Annotated in this window: 24 protein-coding genes, 1 other RNA gene and 1 pseudogene; 17 read left to right on the plus strand and 9 right to left on the minus strand. The window is 71.7% G+C overall.

Annotated features, from left to right (window positions below; genetic code table 11):
- On the minus strand, window positions 1–226 hold a 226-nt coding region (locus OP18_RS60120; RefSeq protein ID WP_033367390.1), incomplete at its 3' end, for a hypothetical protein.
- Window positions 227–640: 414 nt separating this feature from the next.
- Window positions 641–883 (minus strand): helix-turn-helix domain-containing protein, encoded by a 243-nt coding sequence (locus tag OP18_RS48960; RefSeq protein ID WP_033367392.1) that lies wholly within the window; start codon window positions 881–883, stop codon window positions 641–643.
- Between the two features lie 137 nt (window positions 884–1,020).
- Between OP18_RS48960 and OP18_RS48965 the strand changes: the two genes are divergently transcribed.
- On the plus strand, window positions 1,021–1,527 hold the full coding sequence (locus tag OP18_RS48965; RefSeq protein WP_033367395.1) for a DUF6912 family protein: 507 nt from the start codon (window positions 1,021–1,023) through the stop codon (window positions 1,525–1,527).
- Here the strand turns inward: OP18_RS48965 and OP18_RS48970 are convergent.
- A complete protein-coding gene (locus OP18_RS48970) occupies window positions 1,517–2,389 on the minus strand; it encodes a hypothetical protein (protein ID WP_156090330.1) in 873 nt (290 codons plus the stop codon). The two genes, OP18_RS48965 and OP18_RS48970, sit on opposite strands and share 11 nt — an antisense overlap.
- Before the next feature lie 108 nt (window positions 2,390–2,497).
- Between OP18_RS48970 and pruA the strand changes: the two genes are divergently transcribed.
- The gene (gene pruA, locus OP18_RS48975) at window positions 2,498–4,117 is read left to right on the plus strand and encodes an L-glutamate gamma-semialdehyde dehydrogenase (RefSeq protein WP_033367399.1); all 1,620 of its coding nucleotides are present in this window, start codon (window positions 2,498–2,500) and stop codon (window positions 4,115–4,117) included.
- Here pruA and OP18_RS48980 read toward each other — a convergent pair.
- Entirely contained in the window at window positions 4,114–5,706 is a 1,593-nt protein-coding gene (locus OP18_RS48980; protein ID WP_156090331.1) for a WYL domain-containing protein, read from the minus strand. The two genes, pruA and OP18_RS48980, sit on opposite strands and share 4 nt — an antisense overlap.
- Before the next feature lie 26 nt (window positions 5,707–5,732).
- Here OP18_RS48980 and OP18_RS48985 point away from each other — a divergent pair, with 26 nt between their 5' ends.
- The 11 genes from OP18_RS48985 (at window position 5,733) to OP18_RS49035 (ending at window position 18,158) form a co-directional block, all read left to right on the plus strand.
- Entirely contained in the window at window positions 5,733–6,554 is an 822-nt protein-coding gene (locus tag OP18_RS48985; RefSeq protein WP_033367403.1) for a tryptophan 2,3-dioxygenase, read from the plus strand.
- A gap of 94 nt (window positions 6,555–6,648) precedes the next feature.
- Window positions 6,649–9,264, plus strand: coding sequence for a serine/threonine-protein kinase (locus OP18_RS54235; RefSeq protein WP_052388516.1), 2,616 nt, complete (start codon window positions 6,649–6,651; stop codon window positions 9,262–9,264).
- A gap of 81 nt (window positions 9,265–9,345) precedes the next feature.
- The gene (locus OP18_RS48995; RefSeq protein ID WP_033367405.1) at window positions 9,346–9,861 is read left to right on the plus strand and encodes a PadR family transcriptional regulator; all 516 of its coding nucleotides are present in this window, start codon (window positions 9,346–9,348) and stop codon (window positions 9,859–9,861) included.
- A gap of 97 nt (window positions 9,862–9,958) precedes the next feature.
- Complete coding sequence (gene prfB, locus OP18_RS49000; RefSeq protein WP_033367407.1) at window positions 9,959–11,074, plus strand: peptide chain release factor 2; 1,116 nt, start codon at window positions 9,959–9,961, stop codon at window positions 11,072–11,074.
- Between the two features lie 218 nt (window positions 11,075–11,292).
- Window positions 11,293–11,973 carry a cell division ATP-binding protein FtsE gene (gene ftsE / locus OP18_RS49005; RefSeq protein WP_033367409.1) on the plus strand — a complete coding sequence of 227 codons (681 nt, stop codon included), beginning with the start codon at window positions 11,293–11,295 and terminating at the stop codon, window positions 11,971–11,973.
- 70 nt (window positions 11,974–12,043) lie between these two features.
- On the plus strand, window positions 12,044–12,919 hold the full coding sequence (gene ftsX / locus OP18_RS49010) for a permease-like cell division protein FtsX (protein ID WP_033367411.1): 876 nt from the start codon (window positions 12,044–12,046) through the stop codon (window positions 12,917–12,919).
- Window positions 12,920–13,069: 150 nt separating this feature from the next.
- Window positions 13,070–14,365 (plus strand): M23 family metallopeptidase, encoded by a 1,296-nt coding sequence (locus OP18_RS49015; protein WP_033367413.1) that lies wholly within the window; start codon window positions 13,070–13,072, stop codon window positions 14,363–14,365.
- 72 nt (window positions 14,366–14,437) lie between these two features.
- On the plus strand, window positions 14,438–14,917 hold the full coding sequence (gene smpB / locus OP18_RS49020; RefSeq protein ID WP_033367415.1) for an SsrA-binding protein SmpB: 480 nt from the start codon (window positions 14,438–14,440) through the stop codon (window positions 14,915–14,917).
- Window positions 14,918–14,986: 69 nt separating this feature from the next.
- Entirely contained in the window at window positions 14,987–16,348 is a 1,362-nt protein-coding gene (locus OP18_RS54240) for an SRPBCC domain-containing protein (RefSeq protein ID WP_081971799.1), read from the plus strand.
- A gap of 65 nt (window positions 16,349–16,413) precedes the next feature.
- Window positions 16,414–16,787: a transfer-messenger RNA gene (gene ssrA / locus OP18_RS54660) on the plus strand.
- Between the two features lie 795 nt (window positions 16,788–17,582).
- Window positions 17,583–18,158, plus strand: a complete 576-nt coding sequence (locus OP18_RS49035) for a Uma2 family endonuclease (RefSeq protein WP_033367417.1) — start codon at window positions 17,583–17,585, stop codon at window positions 18,156–18,158.
- Between the two features lie 382 nt (window positions 18,159–18,540).
- Here OP18_RS49035 and OP18_RS49040 read toward each other — a convergent pair whose 3' ends face one another.
- The 3 genes from OP18_RS49040 to OP18_RS49050 all read right to left on the minus strand — a co-directional run bounded on the left by OP18_RS49040 (window position 18,541) and on the right by OP18_RS49050 (window position 21,748).
- On the minus strand, window positions 18,541–20,664 hold the full coding sequence (locus OP18_RS49040) for a carboxypeptidase-like regulatory domain-containing protein (protein WP_156090332.1): 2,124 nt from the start codon (window positions 20,662–20,664) through the stop codon (window positions 18,541–18,543).
- A gap of 455 nt (window positions 20,665–21,119) precedes the next feature.
- Complete coding sequence (locus OP18_RS49045) at window positions 21,120–21,491, minus strand: type II toxin-antitoxin system VapC family toxin (RefSeq protein ID WP_033367421.1); 372 nt, start codon at window positions 21,489–21,491, stop codon at window positions 21,120–21,122.
- Complete coding sequence (locus OP18_RS49050; RefSeq protein ID WP_033367423.1) at window positions 21,488–21,748, minus strand: type II toxin-antitoxin system Phd/YefM family antitoxin; 261 nt, start codon at window positions 21,746–21,748, stop codon at window positions 21,488–21,490. The genes OP18_RS49045 and OP18_RS49050 overlap by 4 nt, the downstream gene beginning before the upstream one ends.
- 236 nt (window positions 21,749–21,984) lie before the next feature.
- On the opposite strand from OP18_RS49050, the pseudogene OP18_RS61570 reads away from it, so the two are divergent.
- Window positions 21,985–22,302, plus strand: a pseudogene (locus OP18_RS61570) (DUF3626 domain-containing protein); the annotation flags it as partial.
- Window positions 22,303–22,632: 330 nt separating this feature from the next.
- Here OP18_RS61570 and OP18_RS49060 read toward each other — a convergent pair.
- On the minus strand, window positions 22,633–23,511 hold the full coding sequence (locus OP18_RS49060) for a S1 family peptidase (RefSeq protein WP_033367425.1): 879 nt from the start codon (window positions 23,509–23,511) through the stop codon (window positions 22,633–22,635).
- A 210-nt stretch (window positions 23,512–23,721) separates the two neighbouring features.
- Between OP18_RS49060 and OP18_RS49065 the strand changes: the two genes are divergently transcribed.
- Window positions 23,722–24,708 carry a helix-turn-helix domain-containing protein gene (locus OP18_RS49065; protein ID WP_156090333.1) on the plus strand — a complete coding sequence of 329 codons (987 nt, stop codon included), beginning with the start codon at window positions 23,722–23,724 and terminating at the stop codon, window positions 24,706–24,708.
- A gap of 79 nt (window positions 24,709–24,787) precedes the next feature.
- A complete protein-coding gene (locus OP18_RS54245) occupies window positions 24,788–25,303 on the plus strand; it encodes a hypothetical protein (protein ID WP_156090334.1) in 516 nt (171 codons plus the stop codon).
- On the opposite strand, the gene OP18_RS49075 is transcribed toward OP18_RS54245, so the two are convergent.
- Window positions 25,300–25,734: a hypothetical protein gene (locus OP18_RS49075; RefSeq protein ID WP_245635799.1), complete on the minus strand. Its 435-nt coding sequence runs from the start codon at window positions 25,732–25,734 to the stop codon at window positions 25,300–25,302. The two genes, OP18_RS54245 and OP18_RS49075, sit on opposite strands and share 4 nt — an antisense overlap.
- Before the next feature lie 32 nt (window positions 25,735–25,766).
- Between OP18_RS49075 and OP18_RS49080 the strand changes: the two genes are divergently transcribed.
- Window positions 25,767–26,582 carry a DUF1963 domain-containing protein gene (locus tag OP18_RS49080; RefSeq protein ID WP_156090335.1) on the plus strand — a complete coding sequence of 272 codons (816 nt, stop codon included), beginning with the start codon at window positions 25,767–25,769 and terminating at the stop codon, window positions 26,580–26,582.
- Window positions 26,583–26,601 lie beyond the last annotated feature (19 nt).

A 26,601-nucleotide genomic window follows, 5' to 3' on the forward strand; every position in this document is an offset into this window, starting at 1 on the left:
CGGTCCTGCGGTGGGGGGCCGTCGGCCCCCGCCGCTGGACCCGCCGTGCGAGGTGACGCAGGCCCGGCGGCCCGTCCAGCCGGCGGGCGGAGGCGGGTCCTGCCCGGCCCGGGAACGCGAGCCAGTCGCCGGGCAGGAAGTCCATGCCGCCCGCCGGCTGGACGGGCCGCCGGGCCTGCGTCACCTCGCACGGCGGGTCCAGCGGCGGCGCCGGCCGCACCACCACCGAAGGACCGCCCAGCGCCGACCCCGCGAGCCCCAGACCGGCAGACGCCGGCCCCAGCTCGGGAGGGGCCGGCCCCGGTGGCGCCGCCGCGGCTGAGCCGGCCGGCGCGACGACAACCGGGCCGGGCCCGGACGCGATCGGCGGGTCCGGCACCCCGACGCTGGTCAGCCCGGCTCCCGCAGGCGACCGGCTGGCTCCCCGCGACCCGGCCGGCCGGTCGGTGCGGGCGCGGCGGCGCGGGCGAGCCTGTGTCGTGGTGGGCGCCATGACAGTCCCCCGATCCTTGCGTTTGCCTTCGTTTGCCTCTTCCTTTCTACGACCCACCCACACGAGGGTCAAGGCAAACGTAAGCAAACGCAAGATCAACTAGACCGTCAAAGTCCGATAAAAACGGAAAAAACCACAGCCGTCGCTTTACGCGAACGGCTCGTCCTCGGCGCGGTCCACGACGAGCGGGTTGGAGCGCACCCATTCCGCCGTCTCGGCGTACTTGCGCTCGATGTACTCCTCGAGCTTGGCCCGCTCGATGCGCCACTGCCCCCGCCCGCCCACCTTGATCGCGGGCAGCTCGCCGCTGCGGACCATGTGGTACACCTGCGACGTCGACACGTTCAACTGCTCGGCGACGTCGGCCATGAGCAGGAATCGCGGCTCCATGGGCTCAGTTTGCCACCGTTCGCGCCCGACGAGTTTCGACCACCCGTGAAGGCCGCCCGGCCGCCGGACGGCGGGCCGATCGTGACACGCGGGCGTTCGCGCGCCAAAAGTGGTGCGAAGGGTGTAGGACAGGTGTCGTGACGAGTGACCTCACGCGTGTGTACCTGCCGGCGACCCTGGCCCAGCTGGCCGTGCTGCGGGAGAGCGGCGAGCTGCCCCCGCCGCCCGAGGCGCACGCGGTCACGCCCGCGCTGCGGGAGTGGTACGCGGAGGGCGACGAGGAGGAGCTCGAGTACGTCGCGTTCACCCGGGCGGCCCAGAGCGCCCTGCGCCTGCTGCGGCACGACCCGAAGGCGCCCCGCCGGCGGGTGGTCCTGTGCGTGGACCTGCCGGAGAGGTCGCTGAAGATGGCGGGGCTGGACCTCGGGTCGAGCCAGGTCGAGGTGGCGGGGAAGGTGCCGCTGCGGGCGGTCGCCGCGATCCACGTCGACGGGCACGACGCGGAGCTGGCGGTCTCGGCCGCCGCCGACGTGGTGGAGGAGGCCGCGGCAGGCGACCCGGACGCGCAGTTCACCGTGGACGGCGCCGAGGATCACGAGCTGGAGTGGTACGACCCGTCCGAGCTGGACCAGCTCATCCCGTAGCGGGCCGGCGCATCGTGCGCCCGACGAGGATCATGGCGGTGAAGGCGCCGGCGAACAGCACGATCATGCCGTGGTTGATCTGCTCCGGCAGGCGGCTGTAGATGATCTGCGCGTCGAACTCGCTGTAGTCCTCGACGATCTCGGTCAGCGGGAGTCGGCCGAGCCAGCCGAGCAGGGTCGCGACCAGCGTCAGCAGGCCAGCGGCGGCGCCGGCGGCGGGGTACAGGGGCCAGGGCAGCGCCAGACCGGTGCGCCGCAGGTAGGCGAAGGCGACCACGCCGGCGAGCACGCCGCTGAGCACCGACGTGGTCAGCTGCAGGCGGGACGCGGCCTCGGCCATCGTGCCGACGGTCTCCTGGTTGCCGAAGAGGTCGACGAGGTCGTTCTGGAAGTAGGCGGCGACGAGCCCGAGCGCCGTCGCGGCGACGCCGCCGGCGACCCCGGCCGTGACGACGGCCACATGCCGCAGCGCGGCGGTCGCCCCACCGAGCGCGCCGGTGACGGCGACGACCGCGGCGACGTACGGCACCGCGGGCCCCTGGTGGTACGCGATGAGCGTCCCCGCCATCGCGACCAGCCCGACGGCCAGGCCGCCGGCGGCACCGGCGAGCAGCGCGCGCCAGGGCAGCAGCCCGACGGCGAGGACGCCGACGGCCGCGCCGGCCAGGATCGTGGCGAGCAGGACGCTGGGCAGCACCAGCGCGGCGAGGGTGGTGATGAGGAAGTCGCTCGCCGCGTTGGCGATGACGCTGTACGTCGACCAGAGCGTCAACGCCAGCAGCACGAGCGCGACGGCGACGACGGTGACCGGCCGGCGCTGCCCATGTTCCGTTGCTGACACCTCGGACGAAACGGTACTCACGAGCAAGGAGCGTACGCGGAAGCGACCCGAATGAGCGTTCAGGGGAGCGTGGGAAGATGAGAGGGGACCTCGTCAACGTTGCCGAGCACAGATCTGGGAGTTTGCGTGATGGATGGCTTGTTCGCCGTGCCCGACCCGACCAACGAGCCGGTCCGCGGCTATGCGCCCGGGTCGGCGGAGCGGGAGAGCCTGCAACGGCGCCTGGCCGAGCTGGCCGGTGAGCGGCACGAGCTGACGATGACGATCGACGGCCGGCAGCGCATGGCCGCCGGTGAGCCGATCGACGTCGTGCAGCCGCACCGGCACCGGCACGTGCTCGGCGTGACGCACAACGCGACGACCGCCGACGCGGCCGCCGCCGTCGACGCGGCGAAGCGGGCCGCGCCGGCCTGGCGCGACCTGCCGTTCAGCGAGCGGGCCGCGGTGTTCCTGCGCGCCGCCGACCTGCTCGCCGGGCCGTGGCGCGACACGCTCAACGCCGCGACGATGCTCGGGCAGAGCAAGACCGCGATCCAGGCCGAGATCGACTCGGCCTGCGAGCTGATCGACTTCCTGCGGTTCAACGTGCACTTCGCCCAGCAGATCCTGGCGGAGCAGCCGAAGTCGTCGCCCGGCGTGTGGAACCGGTTCGACCACCGCCCGCTGGAGGGGTTCGTCTACGCGATCACCCCGTTCAACTTCACCGCCATCGCGGGCAACCTGCCGTCGGCACCGGCGCTGATGGGCAACACGGTGGTGTGGAAGCCGTCGCCGACGCAGCAGCTGGCGGCGCACTACACGATGCGGCTGTTCGAGGCCGCGGGCCTGCCCGCCGGCGTGATCAACCTGGTCACCGGCGACGGCCTGGCCACCTCCGAGGTCGCCCTGGCCGACCGTGACCTGGCCGGCATCCACTTCACCGGCTCGACCGCGGTGTTCCGCACGCTGAACCGGACGGTCGCCGAGCGGGAGTACCGCTCCTACCCGCGCATCGTCGGCGAGACCGGCGGCAAGGACTTCGTGATCGCCCACCCGTCCGCGGACCCGGCGGCGCTGACCACGGCGCTGATCCGCGGCGCGTTCGAGTACCAGGGGCAGAAGTGCTCCGCCGCCTCCCGCGCGTACGTGCCGGCGAGCATCTGGTCGGCGATCAAGGACCAGCTGGTCACGACCGCGGAGGGGCTCGCCTACGGCGACGTCACCGACTTCGCCAACTTCGGCGGCGCCGTCATCGACCGGCGGGCGTTCGAGCGGCACGCCCAGGCCCTCGACCGGATCAAGAACTCGGCGTCGTGCACCGTCGTCGCCGGCGGCACCACCGACGACAGCGAGGGCTTCTTCGTGCGCCCGACCGTCGTGGAGGCCACCGACCCGGCGCACGAGGTGTTCACCACCGAGTACTTCGGGCCGATCCTCGGCGTGCACGTCTACCCCGACGCCGACTACGACGCCGTGGTGACGCAGGCGGAGTCGGTCGCGCCGTACGCGCTCACCGGGTCGATCTTCGCCACCGACCGGCAGGCGATCGAGCGGGCCTCGCACGCGCTGCGCTTCGCCGCCGGCAACTTCTACGTCAACGACAAGCCCACCGGGGCGGTCGTCGGGCAGCAGCCGTTCGGCGGCGGGCGCGCCTCCGGCACCAACGACAAGGCCGGCTCCTGGCACAACCTGCTGCGGTGGACGTCGCCGCGCACGATCAAGGAGACGTTCGTGCCGCCGACCGACCACCGCTACCCGCACATGGGCTAGACCCGCGCCGGTGCGACCGCGACGATCTTGTCCAGGGTGAACGCCCGGTCGTCGCGGCGCATCCGGCACCACGCGTCGATGGTGCCGCCGGACAGGTGCGCGTTGTCGATGACGCGTTCGGACGTGCGGCCGTTCGCGTCGACGTACCGGATCCACACCGGCGAGCCGTCCTCGACCGCGTCGGCCAGCAGCTGGGCCTGTTCCGGGCCCAGCTGCGGGGCGCGCTGCCGGATCACGTCCAGCGGGCTCGGCCGGCGCTGCTGCGGCACGAGCAGCCGCGCGGCCAGCTCGGCGGGGTCCACGGTCGCCCGCGCCGGTGGGCGCCGCGCGTGGTCGACCCTGGCCCGGTGCAGCCGGACCGGGCCCGGTCCGGCGTCGCGGGCCGGCCGGTACCCCGCGGACCGCAGCGCGGCCAGGGTGTCCACCGGCGACAGCGCGGACCCGGCGACCGTCGGCGCGATCCGGCGCAGCTTCAGCGGCGCCAGCCCGGCCGCGGCGACGATCTCGTCGAGCAGGGCTGTGTCGTCGCTGACGATGACGCTGCCGACGCCGCGCACGTGCAGCGTGTCGGCCGGCGCCGCGGGCAGCAGCCGCTGCGCCACGTCCGACAGGGACCGGCCGTCGGCGAGCGCCCGGCCGAGCGGGCTCAGCGCCCCCGACGCGCACACCCCGAGTAGCGTGGCCTCGGCGACGACCCCGATGACGGCCGCCCCGAGGTCGTCGAGCTCCCGCGTCTGCAGCGGCGCGGTCCACCGTACGAGCGGCGCCAACGACGACACATCGGCCACCGCGGTGTCGGGGGGCAGATGGTCGTGCATCGCCCGGACGACGACCTGCCGCAGCGGCGGGCCCGACCACCACTCCCTCAGCAGCCTGGCGAGGCGGTCCGCGGGTGCCCGCTCGGCCCAGTCGTCGTAGGCGACGGTCGGCACCAGCCGCACCCCGTCCGGCCCCAGCAGCCGCGCGGCGACCGCCAGGTCCGCCAGCAGCGCGACCGTCGGCTCGTCCAGCCCCGAGGCGAGTGCCAGCCGGCGCTGCTCGCGCACCGCGACCCCGCCCGAGCGCTGCCGGCCCAGCGGGCGGGCCGCCGCCGCGTCCAGCAGCACCGGCAGCCGCTCCAGCAGCAGCGTCGCCGCACGGACCGCCGCGTCGCGCACCGCGGCCCGGTCGGCGGGCAGCAGCGCCGGCGCGGGCGGGGCCGGCTGGAACGGCTCGGCCGGCACCCGCGGCAGCGGCGCCGCGCTGTACAGGGCGCCGTCGTCCTCCGACGGCCAGACCAGCGCCCGCTGCAGCAGCACCTGCAGGGTGGCGTCCAGCGCCGGGTCGTCGACGGCCACGCCGAGCCGGTCGGCGAGGTCGGGCAGCGGCACCGGAGCCGGCCCGGACAGTGCCTCGAGGACCTGCACGGCCGGCAGCGGCAGCGTCGCGACGACCTCCTCGACACTGGTCCGGGCCGACAGCCGGGCGGCCAGTTGCACCAGGTCCTCGGGGGGTGGCGCGCCCAGGGCGTCGGGACGGCGGCGCAGCACGGCGCCCAACTCGTCCGGTGCCAAACGACCCAGCCAGCCGACCAGTGCACCTCTCGTCACGAGTCGTGACCTTATAGGTTGGGGAGGTGACCAACCCATCGCCCGGCAACGTCGCCGGCAACTGGCAGGACGCCCACTTCGGCGAGCAGGGCGGGCGCCTCACCTACGGTGACTACCTGCGACTGTCCGGTCTGCTCGACGCGCAGGTCCCCGAATCCGACCCGGCGGCGCACGACGAGCTCCTCTTCATCACCATCCACCAGGTGTACGAGCTGTGGTTCAAGCTCATCCTCCACGAGCTGACCGACGCGCGGGACCGCCTGCTGACGGGGGAGACCTACCTGCCCCGGATCCGCCTGGAGCGCTGCCTGGCCATCCAGCGGGTGCTGGTCGGGCAGGTCGACGTCATCGACACGATGACCCCGCAGGACTTCCTGCGCTTCCGCAACAAGCTGTCCCCGGCCTCCGGGTTCCAGTCCGCGCAGTTCCGGGAGATCGAGTTCCTGTCCGGGCTGAAGGATCCCACGTACCTGCAGCGCTTCCGCGGCCTGTCCGACGCCGAGCAGGCCCGGCTGAACCGCCGCCTGGAGGAGCCCAGCGTCTGGGAGGCGTTCCTGGCCACGCTCGAGAAGGCCGGCTTCGCCGTCGGCACCAAGGACGAGCGCATCGCGTCACTGCTCACGATCTCCCGCGACCGGGAGCACCACGGCTCGTACTGGGACCTCGCGGAGACCCTCGTCGCCCACGACCAGGCCTGGTCGCTGTGGCGGGCCCGGCACGTCCTGATGGCCGAACGCCAGATCGGCACGAAGGCCGGCACCGGCGGCAGCGCCGGCGGCGCCTACCTGCGCTCCCGCGTCGAGCTGCGGTTCTACCCCGAGCTGTGGGAGCTGCGTTCCCACATGTAGCGACGCTACTCCCTTCTTTGTGCCAACCGGCCCACCCGGTCCGTCCCCTGGCATCGACGCGGGCCTACCGTGCCAGGTGATGGGGAGGGGCCCGATGAAGACGACGACCGGCGCGAAGACAGTGCTCGGCAACCGGTACCGGCTGGAGACCGAGGTCGCCCGCGGCGCCATCGGCGCGGTCTGGCGCGCGTACGACGAGCAGACCGGCCAGTGGGTCGCGGTCAAGGTCATGCGCGCCGAGGCGGCCGAGGTGCCCGAGCTGGTCGACGGCTTCCTCGGCGAGGCCGAGCTGCTCGCCGGCCTGGACCACCCGTCGGTGATCAGGGTCCACAACCTGATCACCGGCAAGGGCCTGCTCGCCATCGCGATGGAGCTCATCAACGGCTCCGACCTGCGCCGCCGGCTGCGCGCCGACGGGCCGCTGCCGCCCGCCGTCGCCGCCGAGGTCGTCGCGCAGGTCGCCGACGCGCTCGCGTACGTGCACGCCGCCGGCATCGTCCACGGCGACGTGAAGCCCGGCAACCTGCTCGTCCCGCTGGACGGCGGCCCCGTGCGCCTCGCCGACTTCGGCGTCGCGCGCCGCCTGGACCAGCCGGCCGGCCCGACCCACGCCACCCCGGAGTACGTGGCCCCCGAGGTCGTCGCCGGCGGCCTGCCCAGCCCGGCCTCCGACGTGTACGCGCTCGGCGTCGTGCTCTTCGAGCTGATCTGCGGTCGCAGCCCGTACCGTGGCGGATCACCCAACGACGTCCTGCGCCGGCACGCCGACTGCGTGCCCGTGCCGCCGCCCGGGATGCCGGCCGCGCTCTGGCCGATCATCGAGGCCTGCATGGAGCTCGACCCCCGCATGCGCCCGGCGGCCTCCTCGATCGTGGGCCGGCTGCGGGTCGCGGAGGGCGCCCTCGACGGCTTCGAGCCGCTGCCCCGCCTCCCCGCCGAGGCCGTCACCTTCTGGGTACGCTCCGCCGAGCAGACCGCCCCCGTCTCCGCCCCGGTCCGCCGCGTCGACTGGGTGCCGCTGCCGACCGCCCCGACCTCCCCGGCCGCGGCGTCGGCGGCGCTGATGATGGCGGTGCCGATCAAGGACCTGCCGACGGAGCCCAACGGGCTGCCGCTCGCCGAGCTGCCCACGCAGGCGCAGGGAGCGGGCGCGTTCGCCGCCTCGGTCCACCGGGACGTCGCCGACCTGCCCACCGCACCGAACGGCATCGAGATCGTCGACGCCGAACCGCCGACGGAGATCATCGCGCCGGCGGCGGCCGAGCCGCCGACGGAGCCGGTGGTGGCGGAGGCCCCCGCGTCGCCGGAGGCCCCCGCGTCGCCGGAGGTCGCCGCCGCATCGGAGCCCGCCGTGTCGGCGGAACCCGACGCCGGATCGTCGGAGGTTGTCGCGCCGGGGTCCGCGGAGGAGCCGACTGAGGTCGTCGCCGCGGTGCCGGCTGAGCCGCCGACGGAGGTTATGGCCGCGGTGCCGGCCGAGCCGTCGCCGGAGGTCGTCGCCGGGGTGCCGGCTGAGCCGCCGACGGAGGTCATCGCCGCGGCGCCGGCCGAGGAGGCGACGGAGGTCATCGCCGGGGTGCCGGCCGAGGAGGCGACGGAGGTCATCGCGCCGGTCGTCGCCGAGGAGCCGGCCGCGGTCGCGCTCGACAAGCCGGTGGATGCCGAGCCCGGCGGTGCACTCGCGGCGCTGCACCAGGCGCTCGCCACGCCCGCCGCCGCTGAGACCGCCGCTGAGACCGTCCCTGACCAGGCCGTCCCTGACCAGGACGCCGCCGAGGAGGGCGCCGCTGACCAGGGCGCCGCTGAGGAGGGCGCGGCCGACGCACCTGCCGGGGAGGCCGACGGGCCCGCGCTGGTGACGGACGTGCCGCTGTGGGCCGGCGACACGCCGGAGCAGCCCGAGGTCGCGCCGGTCGCCGAGGTGGACGGGGTCGCCGCCGCGGACGCGTTCACCGCCGTGCTCACGCCCGGCATCCCGCACCAGCGGGTCGAGACCCCGGCCGATGTGGCCCCGACCGCCGAGGAGCGCTCCACCGACGTCGTCGTGCCCGCCGCCTGGCCCGTACTGCCCGACCCGGCCACCGCCCCGGTCGAGCTGGCCAAGGCGCCCGCCGCCACCCCGAGCCCCACGTCCGACCCGGCCGGCGACCCCTGGCCGGCCGTACAGGAGACCGCTGAGCCGCCGACCGAGGCGCTGGCGTCCGCGGCGGAGGCGCCGGCCGGCGCCCCGGAGGTGCTGCCCTGGCTGCGGGCCGGCGCCGACGAGCCGGCCGGCGATCCCGGTGACGGCCCGGCCGGTGGCGCCGCGGCCGGTGGTGAGCGCCGGTCCGACCGGCGGGTCCTCGCCGGCGTCGGGGCGGCGGTACTGCTGCTGATCATGCTCGGCGTCGGTGCGGTCCTGCTCAGCGGCGCCTTCGACGGCGACGGCCGGCGGCCCGCCCCGGTGAACCAGACCACGCCCGCGGGCGCGTCCGCCGGTCCGTCGCCGTCCGCGGAGCCGTCCGCCGGCCCGACCGCCGAACCGTCCGGTGACCCTTCCGCGCCGCCCGCCGTGGACGGTTCCACGGCGCCCGGAGGCGGCGGGAAACCGCCCACGAGGCGTCCCTCGACGGTGCCTTCGCCGGGACGGTCGCTGCCCGGTATCGGTGACCCGCTGCCGCCGTTCCCGACCATGCCGTCCTTTCCGTCGCCGCCGAAATTTCCGTCCTAACTCGACAGTCGCGACGCGACAGTCGACAGTGGATTTGTCGAAAACCTGGACTGAGCCGCGGAAAGATGACAGCGTAGATCCATGGCGGAATCTGGAGTCAACGCGACGGCGGCGGCCCTGCTCGGTCTGCTGCACGAGGGGCCGATGACCGGTGGCCAGCTGATGGCCGCGGCGCAGCGACGCCTGGGGGCCTACTGGTCGATGACCCGCAGCCAGGTCTACCGCGAGCTCCCCGCGCTCGCGGAGGCCGGTTATGTCAGGTTGGGCAAGCCGGGCGCACGCTCGAGCCAACCCTATGCGATCACGCCGGCCGGCAAGCGCGCATTCACCCGCTGGCTGTCGGAGCCGGCCGGACGCGAGTCGCTGCGCAATCCCGTCGCATTGCGTGTCGCGTTCGGCGCGCAGCAGAGCGCCGCACAACTGCAGCAGGTGTATGCGCAGGCCGCGGAATACCACAATGCGGCGCTGACCGAGGCGCGGGAAATGGCCAAAGAGGCGAAGAAGTCCGGCGACGAGTTCTATGCCGCGTCGCTGGAGTTCGCGGTCGGGTATCACAAGGCCGCGCTCGCCTGGCTCAAGAACGCGCCGGGGAAATAGCGCGGCGGGACGGTTCACGGCGTATCCGCCGGGCGCCCGGTGGCCCGGCGCGCATCCACCGCCGGATGCGCGCGCCGGTTCGGCGTAGTCTTTGAGGGTGACCGCTCTCGACCACGCCGAATCGCTCAAGCACCTCGACGGCATCCTGCGCAACATCGAGGCCGTGATCGACCTCGACCGTCTCCGCAAGGAGAAGGCCGAGCTCGAGGAGGCGGCCGCCGTGCCCAACCTGTGGGACGACCAGGTGGCCGCGCAGAAGGTCACCTCCCGGCTGTCCTACGTGCAGGGCGAGATCGGCAAGCTGGAGCGGCTGCGGGCCAAGCTCGACGACGCTGTGGTGCTGCTGGAGCTGTCCCAGGCGGAGGACGACCCGGGCTCGCTCAACGAGGTCGCCGACGAGATCACCGCGCTGACCAAGTCGATCGAGGAGCTCGAGGTCCGCACCCTGCTCTCCGGGGAGTATGACGCCCGTGAGGCGCTCGTGACGATCCGTGCCGGCGCCGGCGGGGTCGACGCGGCGGACTTCGCCGACATGCTCCTGCGGATGTACCTGCGCTGGGCGGAGCGGCACGGCTACGCCACCGACGTCTACGACACCTCCTACGCGGAGGAGGCCGGGATCAAGTCGGCCACGTTCGCGGTGAAGGCGCCGTACGCGTACGGGACCCTGTCGGTCGAGTCGGGCACGCACCGGCTGGTGCGGATCAGCCCGTTCGACAACCAGGGGCGCCGGCAGACGTCGTTCGCCGCGCTGGAGGTCGTGCCGGTCGTCGAGCAGACCGACGACGTGGAGATCCCCGACGACGAGCTGCGCGTCGACGTGTACCGCTCCAGCGGCCCCGGCGGCCAGGGCGTCAACACGACCGACTCCGCCGTGCGCCTGACCCACCTGCCGACCGGCATCGTCGTGTCCTGCCAGAACGAGCGCTCGCAGATCCAGAACAAGGCGACCGCCATGGGCGTGCTCAAGGCGAAGCTGCTGGCGCTGAAACGGGCCGAGGAGACGGCGAAGATGAACGAGCTGCGCGGCGACGTGCAGGGCTCCTGGGGCGACCAGATGCGCTCCTACGTGCTGCACCCGTACCAGATGGTGAAGGACCTGCGCACCGAGCACGAGACCGGCAACCCGTCGGCGGTGTTCGACGGCGACCTCGACGGTTTCATCGACGCCGGAATCCGGTGGCGCAAGCAGCGGGAGCTCAACCCCGCGTAGGACCGTCGATGGCAGATGATCATCACACTGGAGTGCGATGGTCACCATCGGTAATGGGAAGGCCGAAGCCGCAAGTGAGGCGTACGTCACACTTGCGGCTGGAATCGCGCGCTGCCCTGCGGTTGGGGTCAGCTCTTCGGGTTCGCATTTGGGGCAAACGCCGCGCGACGCACTTCGTGTACTTGGCGTGGATGTCACACCGCGTAGACTCACGTCCCGTGATTCGGCTTGACCACGTGACGAAGACGTATCCGAAGGCGTCCCGCCCCTCACTCGACGATGTTTCCGTCAACATCGAGAAGGGCGAGTTCGTCTTCTTCATCGGACCTTCCGGCTCAGGCAAGTCCACGATCATCAAGCTGCTGCTGCATGAGGTCACGCCCAACAAGGGCAAGGTCGTCGTCAACGAGCGCGACGTGACCTCGATGCGCTCGTGGCGCATCCCGGCGTTCCGCCGGCAGATCGGCTGCGTGTTCCAGGACTTCCGTCTCCTGCCCAACCGCACCGCCTACGAGAACGTCGCCTTCGCCCTCGAAGTCATCGGCAAGTCGAAGGGCGTCGCCCGCCGCGTCGTCCCGGAGGTGCTGGAGCTGGTCGGCCTGGGCGGCAAGGAGCACCGCTACCCCCATGAGCTGTCCGGTGGTGAGCAGCAGCGTGTCGCCGTGGCGCGCGCGTTCGTCAACCGGCCCCTGATCCTGCTGGCCGACGAGCCGACGGGAAACCTCGACCCGGACACGTCGATCGAGATCATGCGCCTGCTCGACCGGATCAACCGGACCGGGACCACGGTCGTCATGGTCACCCACGACTCCAACATCGTGAACCAGATGCGCCGGCGGGTCGTCGAGATCGAGAGCGGCCGGATCGTGCGGGACCAGCCGCGCGGTGTCTACGGCTGACGATCACCACAAATGATCCAGTCGTAGTAAGCCTGACTTTGCCGGGTCCGCTGGGAAGGAACCCCACCCGATGCGCTTGAAGTACGTCCTGTCCGAAGTCCTGACCGGACTGTGGCGAAACGTCACCATGACCATCGCGATGATCATCACGATGACGGTGTCGCTGACCATGCTGGGCGCCAGCCTGCTGCTGTTCTTCCAGGTCAACAAGATGGAGGACTTCTTCTACCAGCGGGTAGAGGTGTCCATCTTCCTGAAGGCCGACGTCACCGACGACCAGCGGGCCAGCATCAAGAGCGCCCTCGACAACAGCGCGCTGGTCAAGGAGGTGACGCACGAGAGCCAGGACGAGGCGTGGGAGCGGTTCAAGACCCAGTTCCGTGACGCCCCCGACCTGGTGAACGCGACGAAGAAGGATTCCCTGCCGGAGTCGTACCGGGTGAAGCTCAAGGACCCGACCAAGGTCAAGGAGCTCTCCGACGAGATCCGCTCGCAGGAGGGCATCAGCGACATCGTCGACCAGCAGGAGCTGCTGAAGAAGGTCTTCGAGCTGCTCGGCGCGCTCCAGGCCCTCGCGCTCACCGTCGCCATCGTGCAGGGCGCCGCGGCACTGCTCCTGGTGGCCAACACCATCCAGGTGGCCGCCTACAGCAAGCGCCGTGAGGTCGCGGTCATGAAGCTCGTCGGCGCGTCCAACTGGTTCATCCAGCTGCCGTTCGTCCTGGAGGCGGTCTTCGCCGGCCTGATCGGCGCACTGCTGGCCTTCGGCGGCCTGGTCGCGGCGAAGTTCTTCTTCATCGACGGCTCGCTCAAGGCCCTGGCCAACGTGCTGCTGCCGATCGACTGGGGCAGCATCTGGCTGATGCTGCCGGTCCTCGCCGGCGCCGGTGGTCTGGTCAGCGCGATCACCGCCTGGATCACGCTGCGGTTCTACGTGCGCGTCTGACGCGACGCCGCGAGAGGGGTGGGCCGGTGCTCCGGTCCACCCCTCTTCGTATATCCGGCAGCGCACCACGATAGGTGCATTCCGCCAAAATTCGCCACTTATAGGTCTTTCACTGCGTACGGTAACCCTCAAGTGGTACTGGAGGGTTACGTGAACCGGATCAGGATCGTCTGCGCCATCGGGGCCGTGGTCGTGCTGCTCGGCAGCGGCACGGCGGGACACGCCGACGCCCGCGACGACAAGGCCCGCATCGACCGCCAGATCCAGGAGACGCAGGCGACCCTCGAGGCCGCCACCGAGCGGGCCCAGCAGGCCGCCGCCGACCACGCCGCGGCGACCGCCGCGCTGCCCGGCGCGCAGGACGCGCTCGAGGACGCCAAGGGCCGGGTCATCGCCGCCGACGCCGCGGCCCGGCAGGCGCAGCGCGACCGGGAGGCCGCCGACGCCGCGCTCGGTGCCGCCGACGCCGAGTACGACCGGGCGAAGATCGAGGTCGACCAGGGCCGCCGGGACGTGTCCGCGTTCGTCGCGGCCGCGTACAAGGGCAGCGGGTTCGCCATGGTCAACTCGATCCTCGAGTCCGGCTCGCCCAACGACCTGGCCCTGCGCATCTCCTACCTGGACCGGGTCGCCGCGGAGAGCCAGCGGGCCCTCGACGAGCTGACCGTCGCCAGGATGGCGGCCAAGCAACGCTCCGACGTCGCCGAGCTGGCCCGCGACCAGGCCCGCCGGGCGGCCGAGCAGACCCGCCAGGCGCTGCAGGACAGCCTGGCCGCGCAGGCCGGCGCCGAGCAGGCCGCCGCCGACGTCAGGACCCTCATCGACCGCAGCGCCCAGGCCGAGGCCGTCGCCAACTCCGAACGCACCGCCGTGCTCGCCCGGTACCAGCAGCTCAAGGTCGACAGCGAACGGGTCGCCGGCGAGCTGCGTGCCGCCGCGGCGGCGGAGGCGGCGGCCGCGGCCAGGGCGGCCAAGGCGTCCGGCCGGCAGGGCACCGGCGGCGCGCCGATCACCACCGCGATCCCGCCCAAGACCGGGGCCTTCTTCCTGATGCCCGTGCACGGCTGGAAGTCCAGCAACTTCGGCATGCGCTTCGACCCGGTGTACAAGGTGTACCAGCTGCACGCCGGCATCGACGTCGCGGCGGGCGGCGGGCAGCCGATCCTGGCCGCCGCCGACGGCAAGGTGGTCCGGGCCGGCTGGGCCGGCGGCAACGGCAACTACACCTGCCTGTCCCACGGCCTGTACCAGGGCAAGGGGCTGGCCACCTGCTACGCGCACCAGTCGCAGATCCTCGTGCGCGTCGGTCAGGTCGTGCACCGCGGCGAGGTCATCGGCCGGGTCGGCACCACCGGCGCCTCGACCGGCTACCACCTGCACTTCGAGGTCCGCCTCAACGGCAGCCCCGTGCAGCCGCTGTCCTGGCTGCCCGGCTGTCTGTGCTGACCCGCTGCTTCTGCCAACCCGGTTGCTTTGCGCGATACGCTGATACTCCTGTCAAGATTTCTGGAGGGGTCGATGCCGCGCGAAAAGGGACGCAAGGTCGTCGCGTCCAACCGGAAGGCGCGCCACGACTACGAGATCCTCGAGACGCTCGAGGCGGGTGTCGCGCTCACCGGCACCGAGGTCAAGTCGCTGCGGGCCGGCCGGTGCTCGCTCGTGGACGCATTCGGGCAGATCTCCGACGGCGAGGTCTTCATCCATGCGATGCACATCCCCGAATACACGATGGGCACCTGGACGAACCACCCTCCCCGCCGGGTCCGGAAACTGCTGCTGAAGCGGCAGGAGATCGACCGTCTCGGCAACAAGGTCCGCGAGAGCGGCCTCACCCTGGTGCCGCTCTCGGTCTATTTCTCCGACGGATGGGCCAAGGTGGAGATCGGCCTCGCCCGCGGCAAGAAGTCCTACGACAAGCGCCAGTCGCTGGCGAAACGTGACGCCGAACGCGAGATCTCTCGCGTCATGGGCAGCCGGAACAAGGGCAGAGCCGAGTAAATCGACCCGGGCGGCTGAGTAGTTCACGCCCGGCAAGCGAGCAATGCGTACAAGCCATATAGTCCGTGCGTGACCGAGATTCGGGTCGATGTCGACCTCGAGCACCCACCGCCTGCGGTGTGGCGTGCGCTCACCGAGGCGCACCTCGTCACCGACTGGCTGGCCACGACCCGGTTCATGGTCCGCGACGACGGCACGTTCACGTTCCAGGCGACCGCGCTCGCCGGCCTCGAGGACCCGATCGAAGGCGAGATCGTCACCACCGAGGCGCCGCACCGGCTGGTGATGCGCTGGTCGGGGGAGAACCTGCACACCGTCGTCGCCGTCACCCTGGACGAACGCGACGGCGGCGGCACCCGGCTCGCCCTCACCCAGAGCGGGTTCCTCGGCCCGCAGGGCGCGATGCGGCGAAGGGTGCTGCGCGGGACGTACCAGCGGCTGTTCGAGGGCCCGCTCGCCGCGACGCTCGCCCGGCAGGCCGCCGCCGAACCGCCCGCCGCGCCCGCGGTCACCGATGCGCCCACGGTCGTGCGGCGCAACGACGGCGGCCCGTTCAACCGGCTGCCGCGCCAGCACGCACCGAGCCGGTCCGCGCCCGGTCTCAGCTCGCAGGTGCGCTCCACCGCCGGCCCGCGATCGACGACCACGATGCCGGGCTTCGCGGCCGCGGTCCTCGGCGCCCGGGCGACGGGGGTGGCCGCCGTGCCCGCCACCGTGCCCGCCGCCGTCGCTGAGCCGGCCGCGGTGCCCGCGCGTCGGCTGGGGTCGTTCTGGTCCGCGCTGGTCGCGCTGGTCCGCCGCACCTGGCGCTGGGCCGTCACCGACCGCGACTGGACGGCGGACCGGCGCAGCCAGGCGGTCGCCGCGGGGACCGCGATCCTGCTGCTGCTGGCGATGATCGCCCTGCTCGTCGGCAAGGCCACCGCGCCGCACCCGGCGAAGCCCCCGCGCACCGGCGGCGGCGTCGAGGGCCCGGAGCAGGCCACCGTCCCGGCCGCGCCCACGGAACGCTCCCCGCGCGCCGCCGGCGTCTCGGCCACCTCGGCGTCCCCGGCGTCGGCCGCCGCCGTGCCCGCGCCCAGCGCCGTCGCGGCCAGCGCGTCGCGGCTCACCGCGGGTGCGCGTACCGAAGACCTGACACTGACCTCCTACCGGGTGACGGTCACGATCGCCAACCCCGGCCCCGCCCCGAGCACCGACTGGACCGTCACCGTCGTGCTGCCCCTGCTCGACCTCGCCGTCCGCAACGTCGACGGCGCCGTCATGACCCGCACCGGCCTCAAGGTGATCTTCACCCCGGTCGACGCCACCCGTACGATCGGCACCGGCGGCACCGCCACCCTGCGCTTCGAGGTCGAGGGCCTCAGCGTGCGCAACGCCCCCCTCGACTGCACCATCGACGGCCGCCCCTGCAGCCGGGTATCGGGATGAAAAGCTGGTGGGGACGCGCTACGCTAGATCGGTCGCTAGGGAGCGACAGCCAACACCACCCGCGCGGGGGTGACTGGTTTCGACTTTGTGCGCCGCGTTAGGGGAAGCGAGCCGAGGAAGCCGACGTTGTCTCGTGAATCAGTCGTCGGAAAAGTATAAGCGCCAATTACAAGCGCTCCGATCTCGCTCTCGCTGCCTAAGCAAGGGTAGAGATCTGTCGGTCCGGGTTCGCCTTCGACCCGATCACCGGCATCAGCTAGAAGGCTGGCCAATCGAGTCCTGTCGCGGGGCTCGTGCGGCGAGATCAATCGCGACTGGGCCCGTCATACCGACTCGCTCGCGTGATCGGTAGGGCCGAGTAGAGGCACAGCGAGCTGCGCTCGGAGAAGCCCTAGCAAAGCAACGAAGGACCCGGGTTCGATTCCCGGCACCTCCACCGCCGAACGCCCCCTGCTCGCGCAGGGGGCGTTCGCCGTTGGCGGTTCCGGATTCCCCGCGCACCGGCTGCGCCGGTGCTCCCCGGTGGGGGAGCTTCGCTCCACCCACACCCCCTCAACCGGTTGCAGCTTGCCCAGGGACTGCTTGATGGCCACTTCCCAGATGGTGGCCGGGCTGATGGAGACGTTGTGTTCGTGGTCGAGACGGTCCTTGACCTCTTCGGCCAACGTCTCGTCATCGGTGGGCCAGCACAGCATCACATGGGTGTCGAGGAGGAGGCTCACGGCATCACGCCGAAGTCGTCGGCGATGCTGTCGTTGACGGTCGGTGAGTCCCAGCCGTCGCTCACGATGAGCTGGCCGGTCAATGATCCTCGGCCAGCGCGTCGAGCGGTGGATCAGCGGGCGGCTGCCGTACCGCCGTCATCGGTACGCCGTGGCGGCGCGCCTTGGCGTGGACGAGGCGTACTTGTGGCCGGACGCGTTGACCCGTGACCAGGTCGCGAACGCGTCGGAAAGCGAGATCATCAACATCTATCCGGCGCGGCGCGCTCTGATTGCACACGGTCTGGGGCCGGGCGGGGTACCGAGCGGTCGGACTGTCCGGCACGAGCGTTCGTGTGCGTCACGAAGCTTGCCGCGGCTTCGCTCGGCCGGCTTAACAGCGTTGCTGTCGAATTGGCATATGGCCACTAGTTGGCTATCGTTTCGGGTGAGTCTTGAGGGTGTGCGCGTCACCGCTGGGTGGTTGGCATGGCAGGCTGGTGACAAGCATCCGTCGGGAGGTGTGTGAGCTGATGAGTGTCGCCGTGCTCGAACACGAAGGACCGTGGAGCGAGGACGAGTACCTTGCGCTCGGCGAGACCGTCGACCGGATCGAGTTGCTGGACGGGAGCCTGCTGGTGAGCCCGGCACCGAGCAAGCGGCACCAGCGCCTTTCGTCACTGCTGTTCGTGGAGCTCGATCGGGCTGCGTTCGATGCGGGACTGCTCGCGCTGGAGGCGGTCAACGTCCGGCTGCAAAGCGGACGCATCATGATCCCGGACCTCGTCGTGGCGGACACCGACGAGGACGGTGTGGTGATCGATGCCCCCGACGTCGTCCTGATCGGCGAGGTCGTTTCGCCGGGCAACGCCGGGACCGATCGCCTGGTGAAGATGGAACTGTACGCCAAGGCCGGAATCAATCTTTACCTGCTCGTGGAGCAGGATCCGCCCGGTTCTGTGACGCTGCGGTTGTTCCGGCTCGACGGTGCGCACTACGCGGAGCACGCGGTCGCGAAGGCGGGCGAGGTGCTCGCCGTCGATGAGCCGTTCACGTTCGAAATCGACACCGCCGACCTGCTGCGCCGCGTGCCTCGTCGCCTCAACTGAGCGGGTTCAAGTAGGTCACTGTTAGCTCCACCGCCGAACGCCCCCTGCTCACGCAGGGAGCGTTCGCCGTTGGCGGCTTCGGATTCCCCGCGCACCGGCTGCGCCGGTGCTCCCCGGTGGGGGAGCTTTGCTCCACTCACACCCCCTCAAAACCTGGTTCGGGGTGAGCCGGGAGAGCGGGGGTGCTTCGCTTCGCTCGCAGCTGCCGCTGGGGGCAGGGTTTAGTCGAGCTGTCATATAAGTATACGTGCATATGGTGTTTACAACGTCAGCGCCCTCATACCCCCTCAAACCGATCACCGCCCATGTGACGACGTCCGGCCGTTCGAACTGAGTGCGCGGTTGCGGCCGGGGTCCGCCGTGGCGGCCCCGGCCGTCGTCGCTACGGGACGATGACGTCGACGGTCAGGGTCCTGTTGTTTCGGATCTGGTACGTCTGGGCGTGTGCGAGGTCGGCACCGCCGAGCCAGCCGCTGCGGCCGTCGGGCAACTGGTAAAAGATCTTGATCTGTTGCGGCGCGATGTTCGGGATCGTGAATGTCATGGGCGGGTTGCTGTACTGGTTGTTGCTGTCTCCGGAGTGGAGGGCTTCGCCGGACAGTGCGTCGTACGCGACCACGAACGCATTGCGCGGGTTGCCGGCCGCGTCATGGACGGTGCCGGTGAGCGTGCCGCCGCCGGTGCGCAGTTTGATGTTCGCGGCGGCATACTTACCGGCCGGCACCGTCACCATCGTCGCCTCGTGGCGGTTCACCGCGTTGCCGGACCAGCGCCACTGGTACCCACGCTCGATGAACTGCACCGGCCATGCGTACGGGCCGACGCCCGGGATGCTGTATGTGCCATCGGCGCCAGTCCAGAACCCGCAGCCACCCTGGGGAGCGAAGCCCTGCGACAGCGCGACGACCGAGACACAGACCCTCGCGACTGGGGCGCCGGTGTTGACGTCGGTCACCTTGCCGCGGACCGTGCCGGCCCGGTCGAACTGGATGGTCGGCGCGGTGATCCGGTCGCCGGACGCGACCGTGAACCGCTGCGCGGCGTCGCGGTCACCGGTGCCGCCGGCCGCGCCGACCCACTGCAGGCCGAGGGTATCGCTGCGCGGGTCGGCGAGCAGCTGGTACGTGCCCGGCTCCAGCGGACCGATCACCACCGAGCCCGGCGTCGGGCCCGGCCTCTCGTCCGAGCAGAAGCCGTACGGATCGTAGCCGTAGGGCTGGCTGATGTTCGCCACGCCGACGCAGCCGTTGACCGCGATGCCACCGTCGCGGCTGACCATCGTGGCGGTGATCGACGCGCCCTGGCGCATGGCCACGTCAATCGTCGCGGTCTGCCCGGCGGCGACCGTGACCGGCACGTAGGGCACCGTCAGGTGGAGGTGGTCGTCGATGTTGACGTTGAGCGTGTATGTGCCGACGAAGAGGTCGGCGATCAGCAACTCGACGCCGGTGGCGCAGCCTCTGACGTTGTCGGTGTTCGTCGCCCACACGCAGAAGTTCTCCAGCGGTTCGCCGGTCGTGGCGTCGTGCGCGACGATCCGGATCGCGCCTGTCGGCAGGAATGTCTCGTCGACCGTGGTCAGTTTGCCGTCGGTCACCGTGAACCGGTCGGCTGCGGCGCTGTCGAGCCTGCCGTGCGCGTACTGCGTGACCCCCGCGGGCCCGGCGAACGCCACGACGTAGACGCCGAGCAGTAGGTCGTCGATGCGATACCGCCCGTCGGCGCCGGTGGTCGTCCAGCCCTGGCTGCCATTGCCGTCCGGCTGGTTGGCGATGACGCCCACGTTCGCCGCCGGGCTACCGTCGGCGTTGGTAAGCTGCCCGCCGACCGAACCCGTCGGCAGCACCGTTTCCACGACCTGCACCGCCTGGCCGGCGATCACCTCGACGGGCACCGCGGTCTCGTAGGAGGTCTTCCCGCCAGACCACTGGTCGAACGCGTCGCGGACCCGGTAGTTGAGCTTGTACGAGCCGACCGGCAGTTCGAGGGTGAACGCGCCGCTGGACGGAACGCTGACGCTGGTGATGTAGTTCTGCGCGGCGCTGTCGAAGACCGTGAGGTACGCCCAGGCCGGCGTGCCGTCCCGGTTCAGCAGGCTGCCGGAGATCGTCGCAGTCGGCAGCAGCCGGTCGTCCACCACCACCGTGGCTCCCGCGCCCACGATGATGACGTCGCTGTCGGCATAGGTGAGCTTCTGATGGGCCCACTGGGTGAAGCTGCCGCCGCTGGCGCGGTAGCTGACCTGGTACTCCCCGGCGGGGAGGTCCGGCAGCGTATACGCCCCGTTCGCGTCGGTCGTCGTCGCGGCCGGGGTGCTCATGTTCCACGTCTGCGCCCAGACGTCGGCTCCGACGGCCGGATTGCCGTTCGCGTCGGCCAGGTGTCCGGTGATGACACTTGTGCCGGTCTCGGCGTACGCCGGTGTGGTGGAGACCGCCGCGCCGGCGATCGTGGCTGCCGTCACCGCTGCGTGGAGCAGGGCACGGCGCAGTCCATGCTTTCGCACGTACGCTCCTGAATGGATGGGGTGGTTCGGATGCGCTCCGCGTCGGGCAGGGCGGCACCCTTGGCCGGAGGTATTACGCCCGTCGATGATGCCTTACTGTCGCCCGGCGGGTGAGGACGGACCATCGTCGGCGGCATTCGTCTTCCGCGTCCTTGATCGATGGTTTCGACCGCCCGCTGGCGTCACTCCGGCGGGTTCAAGTAGGCCATCGCCAGCTCCACCGCCGAACGCCCCCTGCTCACGCAGGGGGCGTTCGCCGTTGGCGGTTCCGGATTCCCCGCGCACCGGCTGCGCCGGTGCTCCCCGGTGGGGGAGCTTCGCTCCACCCACACCCCCTCAACTCGAGTGGGGAGCCTCGCTCCACCCGCGCTTCTCAATCCTGTAGCGGCGCCGTCGAATTCGCGCAGGTTCCGTTGTCGCTGCGGTGCGTCGTCGCGCTGGGCAGGTGATGGGGCTCAGACCGCGAGGAAGTCGACGTCGTATTTGTGGATGTGAGCGTCGCGGGTGACCAGCGTGAGTTCTTCGAGCTGGGCTTGTGCGATGAGTATCCGATCAAACGGGTCGCGGTGGATGAGGGGAAGGCGACCTGCGGCAATGGCGTGGGCGGACGTTATAGGCAGCTCGCGGAACCCGCTGTCCCGGATGCGCTCCGGCAGGTCCGCCGGCTGCAGCTTGCCCAGGGACTGTTTGCTGGCAACCTCCCAGATCGTGGCTGGGCTGATGTAGACGTTGAGATCGTGGTCGAGGCGGTCCTTGACGTCCTCGGCCAAGGTTGCGTCATCGGTGAGCCACCACAGCACCACATGGGTGTCGAGCAGCAGGCTCACTGCGTCAAGCCAAACTCGTCGGCGATGCTGTCGTTGACGGTCGGCGAGTCCCAGTCGTCGCTCGCGATGAGCTGGCCGGTCAGTGAGCCCCGGCCGGTGCGTTTGATGCGTGGGTGGAGCGGGATCACCTTGGCGACCGGCGTGCCGGCACGGCTGATGATGATCTCTTCGCCGTGCTCCACGCGGTCGATGATCCGGGAGAGGTTGGTCTTCGCGTCGTGGATGTTGAACTGCGGAACGACTGCTTCGCTCGACATGGAACCTCCTTAGCTAACACCTTAGTCCGAGGCTTCGAAACCGCTACCAGATCTGGCCCAGCAGGTTCAAGTAAGTAAGCGTCAGCCCCACCTCTGGACGGCCCCTGCTGACGCAGGAGCCGTCCGCCGTCGAAGGTGTCGTATGCCCGCGCACCGGCTTCGCCGGTGCTCCCCGGTGGGGGAGCTTCGCTCCACCCGCACCCCCCTCAACGCCGTTCCGGGGTTCAACTGTGGTCGTCGGCGCCGCGCCCCGCTTCGGGTCAGCCCTCCTGCGGCTGAGCTCAGCGAGCCTGGCCAGGGCAACGTTCTGTTACCCGGACAGCGTTTTCGAACCGACCGCCTTCGCGGTCGCCGAGCGCATGTCTCTCATCGCTCTCGCCACCGCCGACCAACAAGACGCACTCGACGACTACATCGAGGCACACGTCCACGGCGGCGTCCGGCTCCTCGGCACCGCACTGGCCCGCGACGGTCGTCTCACGCCCCGGCTGATCGGTGACGCGGCCCGCACCGCAAACCACGACCAACAGGACCTCAAACGGGTCTGGCACTATCGCCTCGGGCGAGCCATGTGGAGCACGCGCGAGCGAAGGCCGGCGGCAGCCCTCTGCCGGGCACAGGGCTGCCGACCGTTGAGGAAGCGGTGCTACGGGCAGGCCGGGACGGTGGCGAGGCAGCCGTTGCAGCTGTAGTTGTACTCGCTGCCCTCGTCGACCGTGTTCCACCGGTCCAGCACGAAGTTGTAGCTGTCGCCGGGGTCAGCCCGGCGGTGCTGGCGTACACCGGCTCGGTCGCGCCTGCGGGCATGCCGCCGGTCTCCGGCACGGCGGACCGGCAGGCCGTCGGGGTGCCCGGCGGTGGACGGCCGGGCACCCCGCAGGTGGCTACAGGATGGTCACGCCGTAGGCGTTCACGGCCTCGCGGACCGGCTGGAAGTAGGTGATGCCGCCGGACTTGCAGTCGCCGCTGCCGCCGGAGGTGAGGCCGATGGCCTTGCTGCCGTCGTAGAGCGGCCCGCCGGAGTCGCCGCCCTCGGCGCACACGTTGGTCTGGATCAGGCCGCTGACCGTGCCGCCGGGGTGGCCGGAGTAGCGGACGGAGACGTTCAGCGCGGTCACGGTGCCGCTGTGGGTGCCGGTGGTCGACCCGGTGCGCTTGACCGACTCCCCGACGAACGCGTCCGCGACGGTGTACCCGCCGGGGTGGCTCAGCGAGGTGTTGTCGTAGCGGACGAGCGCGTAGTCGTTGCCGGGGAAGCTGGAGGACACGGTCGGCCCGATCAGGGTGGTGTGCGAGGAGTTGGTGTACCACGTGCTCACCAGGTTGCCGCAGTGCCCGGCGGTGAGGAAGGAGTACGTGCTGCCGCTGACCACGTTGAAGCCGAGCGAGCACCGGTACTTGCCGCCGTAGATGGCGTCGCCCGCCGAGAGCAGGGTGGTGAACACGCCGGCCGTCCGGTTGATGACGAGCGCGCCGGCGTTGCTGCCCGCGGCCCGCTTGAGCGCCGCGATCTCGGCGCCGGAGACGCTGCTGTCGGCGGTCACCACGACGCGGCCGGCCGCCGTGTCGGTGTGCCAGGCGATGCCGTCGACGCCGGACCCGCCGACCGCGTCGTGCACCGCGGCGAGGGTGCCGGCGCCGTAGCTGGGCGGGGCCGCTGCGGCGGCCGTCGGCAGGGCGGAGAGGCTGAGGGCGGTCGCGGCCGCGACGACGGCGAACAGCCGGCGGGCGGGCACGCGTGTGTGGATGGGGGTGGTCCTCACTGATCCTCCTCGGAGGTCGACGGGGCCAGGGTGGGGCCCCGTCCGCTGGACAGCTGAGATGCAGCATGTAAATGCATCTATGAGTGAAGGCGGGGCGCGACGCTCTGGCGTTACTCTTTCCGCGTGCGCCGGCCGGCGGCCGGCGCCCCGACAGTCCGGTCCGCGACGCGGCGGGACGGTGGGCGGGGTCGCGTCGGTACCGTGGTCCGGGTGATCGAGCTGCTGTTCGAGCCCGGTGACCTGGCTCGGATCCGGTTCGCGCGGTCGCCGATGTACGAGGTCATGAGCAGCCTGCGCATCGCCGGTCACGCCGACCGGGTGCGGATGCACCAGCCCTGGGTGCGGTCGGTGCGCGGCGGCGTGGCCGGGCTGCGGCTGGAGCTGTTGCCGGCGTTGCTGGGCGACCCGCGGTACGTGCCCGAGTTCCTGATGCCGGCGCCGCAGCGGATGGACACGAGGTTCGGCGACGAGCTGGACCAGGTCCGGACCGCGCCGGAGGACGAGGTGCGGGCGCAGCTGGACCTGCTGGGAGGCGGCGCGCCGCTGCCGGGGGTGCTGCGGGAGCTGTACGAGCACCCCGGGCGCCACCTCGGGCGGCTGGCCGACGAGGTGCGGGCGTACTGGCAGGTCGCCGTCGAGCCGGTCTGGTCCCGACTCGCCGGGCTGCTGGACGCCGAGGTCGGGCACCGCGCGGACCAGCTGACGTCCGGCGGGATCGTGCGGCTGCTGGGCAACCTGCACCCGGAGCTGGAGTACGCCGGCGACGCGCTACGGATCCTCTGGCCGGGGTGGCAGTCGCGGACCCGGCTCGACGGGGCCGGGATGCTGCTGGTGCCGTGCGTGTTCGCGTGGCCGTCGCTGCTGGTCGACACCGGCGTGCGCTGCCCGACACTGGTGTACGCGCCGCGCGGGGTCGGGCAGGTCTGGGAGGGCTCGGGCCGCGCGTCGCCGCCGCCGGTCGCGGACCTGCTCGGGCGCAGCCGGGCGGCGCTGCTGGCCCGGCTCGACCTGCCGCTGTCGACCACGCAGGTGGCTCGTGACCTGGGGCTGAGCGCGGCGTCGGTCAGTGAGCACCTGTCGGTGCTGCGCCGCTCCGGGCTGGTCTCGTCGCGCCGGGCGGGGCGGCAGGTGCTGTACCAGCGCACCGCCCTCGGCACCGACCTGCTCGGCGCCGGATCGGGGCCGCGGATTCGGTGACCGCCGAATCGTGGAGCCGCCGCGCCGGCCGCGCCGACCATGTCCGCAGACAGTGCGACGGACCTGGCAGGAGGCCAAGATGCGGGTAGTGAAAGCGCTGGTGCTGGCGGCGGCGATCGTGGCGGTGACGGCGGTGCCGGCCGCCGCGTCCGGTGAGGGCGGCGGCGGAGGGTGGGAGCCGACGAGCACGCCGCCGTTCGTGATCCCGGCGGGGGACGTGTGCGCGTTCGAGGTCAAGGGCGACATCGTCCGCGACCGCGAGCGGATGCGCACCCCCGCCACCTACCCCGACGGTTCACCGAAGGTGCAGGACTTCGAGGGGGTCCTGGTCATCCGGTACACCAACACGAGCAATCACAAATCGGTGGTGCGCGACGCGACCGGATCGATCCGCGTCTACTACCTGCCGGACGGCACCAGGGTCTCGCAGCTGCGCGGGCACAACGCCCTGCCGATCAAGGCGACCAACGTCGGCTTCCCGGGCGGCGACTACATCACCCACGGCGACTTCGTGGTGATCCGTCACCCGGACGGCAGCCGGGAGGTGCCGGTGCAGCTGGGCACGATGGAGAACCTCTGCGTCACCCTCGCCTAGTCCGGCAGGTGGCCGCGGATGGCGGTGAGCTGCGCGGACGTGACGAATGACGGGTTCGCCGCCCGGGGCAGGCGCAGCACCTCCAGCCCGGCCAGGCGCTCGTCGGCCCGCAGCACGTCACGCGGCACGCGGCGGCCCTCGTCGAACCAGCGCAGCTCGATCGGCACGCGCAGCTTTGGGTGGTCGCCGTCGTCGAGGACGGGCGGGCCGGTCAGCTCGCCGGCGGCCCAGATCCCAGGGCCGACGCGGCGCTCGCCGCTGACCCAGAACAGGAACGGCTGGCCGGCGCGCATCAGCTCGGTCCGGTAGCTCGGCTGGACGCACCACCGCCGGACCGGGTCGCGCCGGGCGGCCACGTCCGCGACGTCCGAGGTGGTGCCGTTGCATTTGAGCAGCCACGCGCCGAGGTCGTCGAGGGAGACCGTCCGCACCCGGTCCACCGTAGCGCTGGCAGACTCGCGGCATGGATCTCGGACCGTTGCGGGCGGCGATCGGCGCGGCCGGCGGGGTGCCGGCCGACCTTGCCGAGGCGGTGTTGGCGCTGGTACGCCCAGCCGTCGAGCTCGCCGTCGTGGAGCACGACGACGAAGAGAACCCCGCCGTCGTGGCGGACGACGACGAAGAGGACCCCGCCGTCGTGGCGGACGACGACGAAGAGGACCCCGCCGTCGTGGCGGACGACGACGAAGGGCAGCTCGCCGGGGTGTACGGCGGGCTGCCGGTCGGGGACGCATGGCCCGAGTTCGAGGGCGAGCCGCTCGTCCTCGTCGCGCGCCTCGACTGCGCGGTCCTCGCCGGGCTGCTCGGGCCGGCGTGGACGCTGCCCGCCGGCGGCAGCCTGCTCTGCTTCAACGACCGCCGGCACCGTGACGGTGCCGGGGCGTGCCGGGTGGTGCACGTACCGGACGGCGCGCCCACCGTCGAGGCGCCGGAAGGGGCGCAGGTGATCCCGGCGCTGCCGCTCGGTGCGTGGCCCGGCCTGTCGCTGCCCGTGCTGATGGCGGCGGAGCTCGCCGAGTGGCGGTCGCGGGACCTGCCCGGCGTGGCGGACGCGCTCGACGCGCTGCGGCCGGTGGTGCCGTACGCGCCGCATCAGGTGCTCGGCTGGCTCGACGACTCCTACTACCCGAGCCTCACCGGGGTGCGGCCGTTGCTGCAGCTGGAGGGGGAGGAGGGCACGGCGTGGGGCGAGTGCGTGCGGATCGCGTTCGTGCTGCCGGAGGAGGATCTGGCGGCCGGGCGGCTCGACCGGGTCCGGGTCGTGTACGAGACCGCGTGACCTGGGCCGCCCGCCGGCG

Source organism: Dactylosporangium aurantiacum (genome assembly GCF_000716715.1).
Lineage (GTDB): Bacteria > Actinomycetota > Actinomycetes > Mycobacteriales > Micromonosporaceae > Dactylosporangium > Dactylosporangium aurantiacum.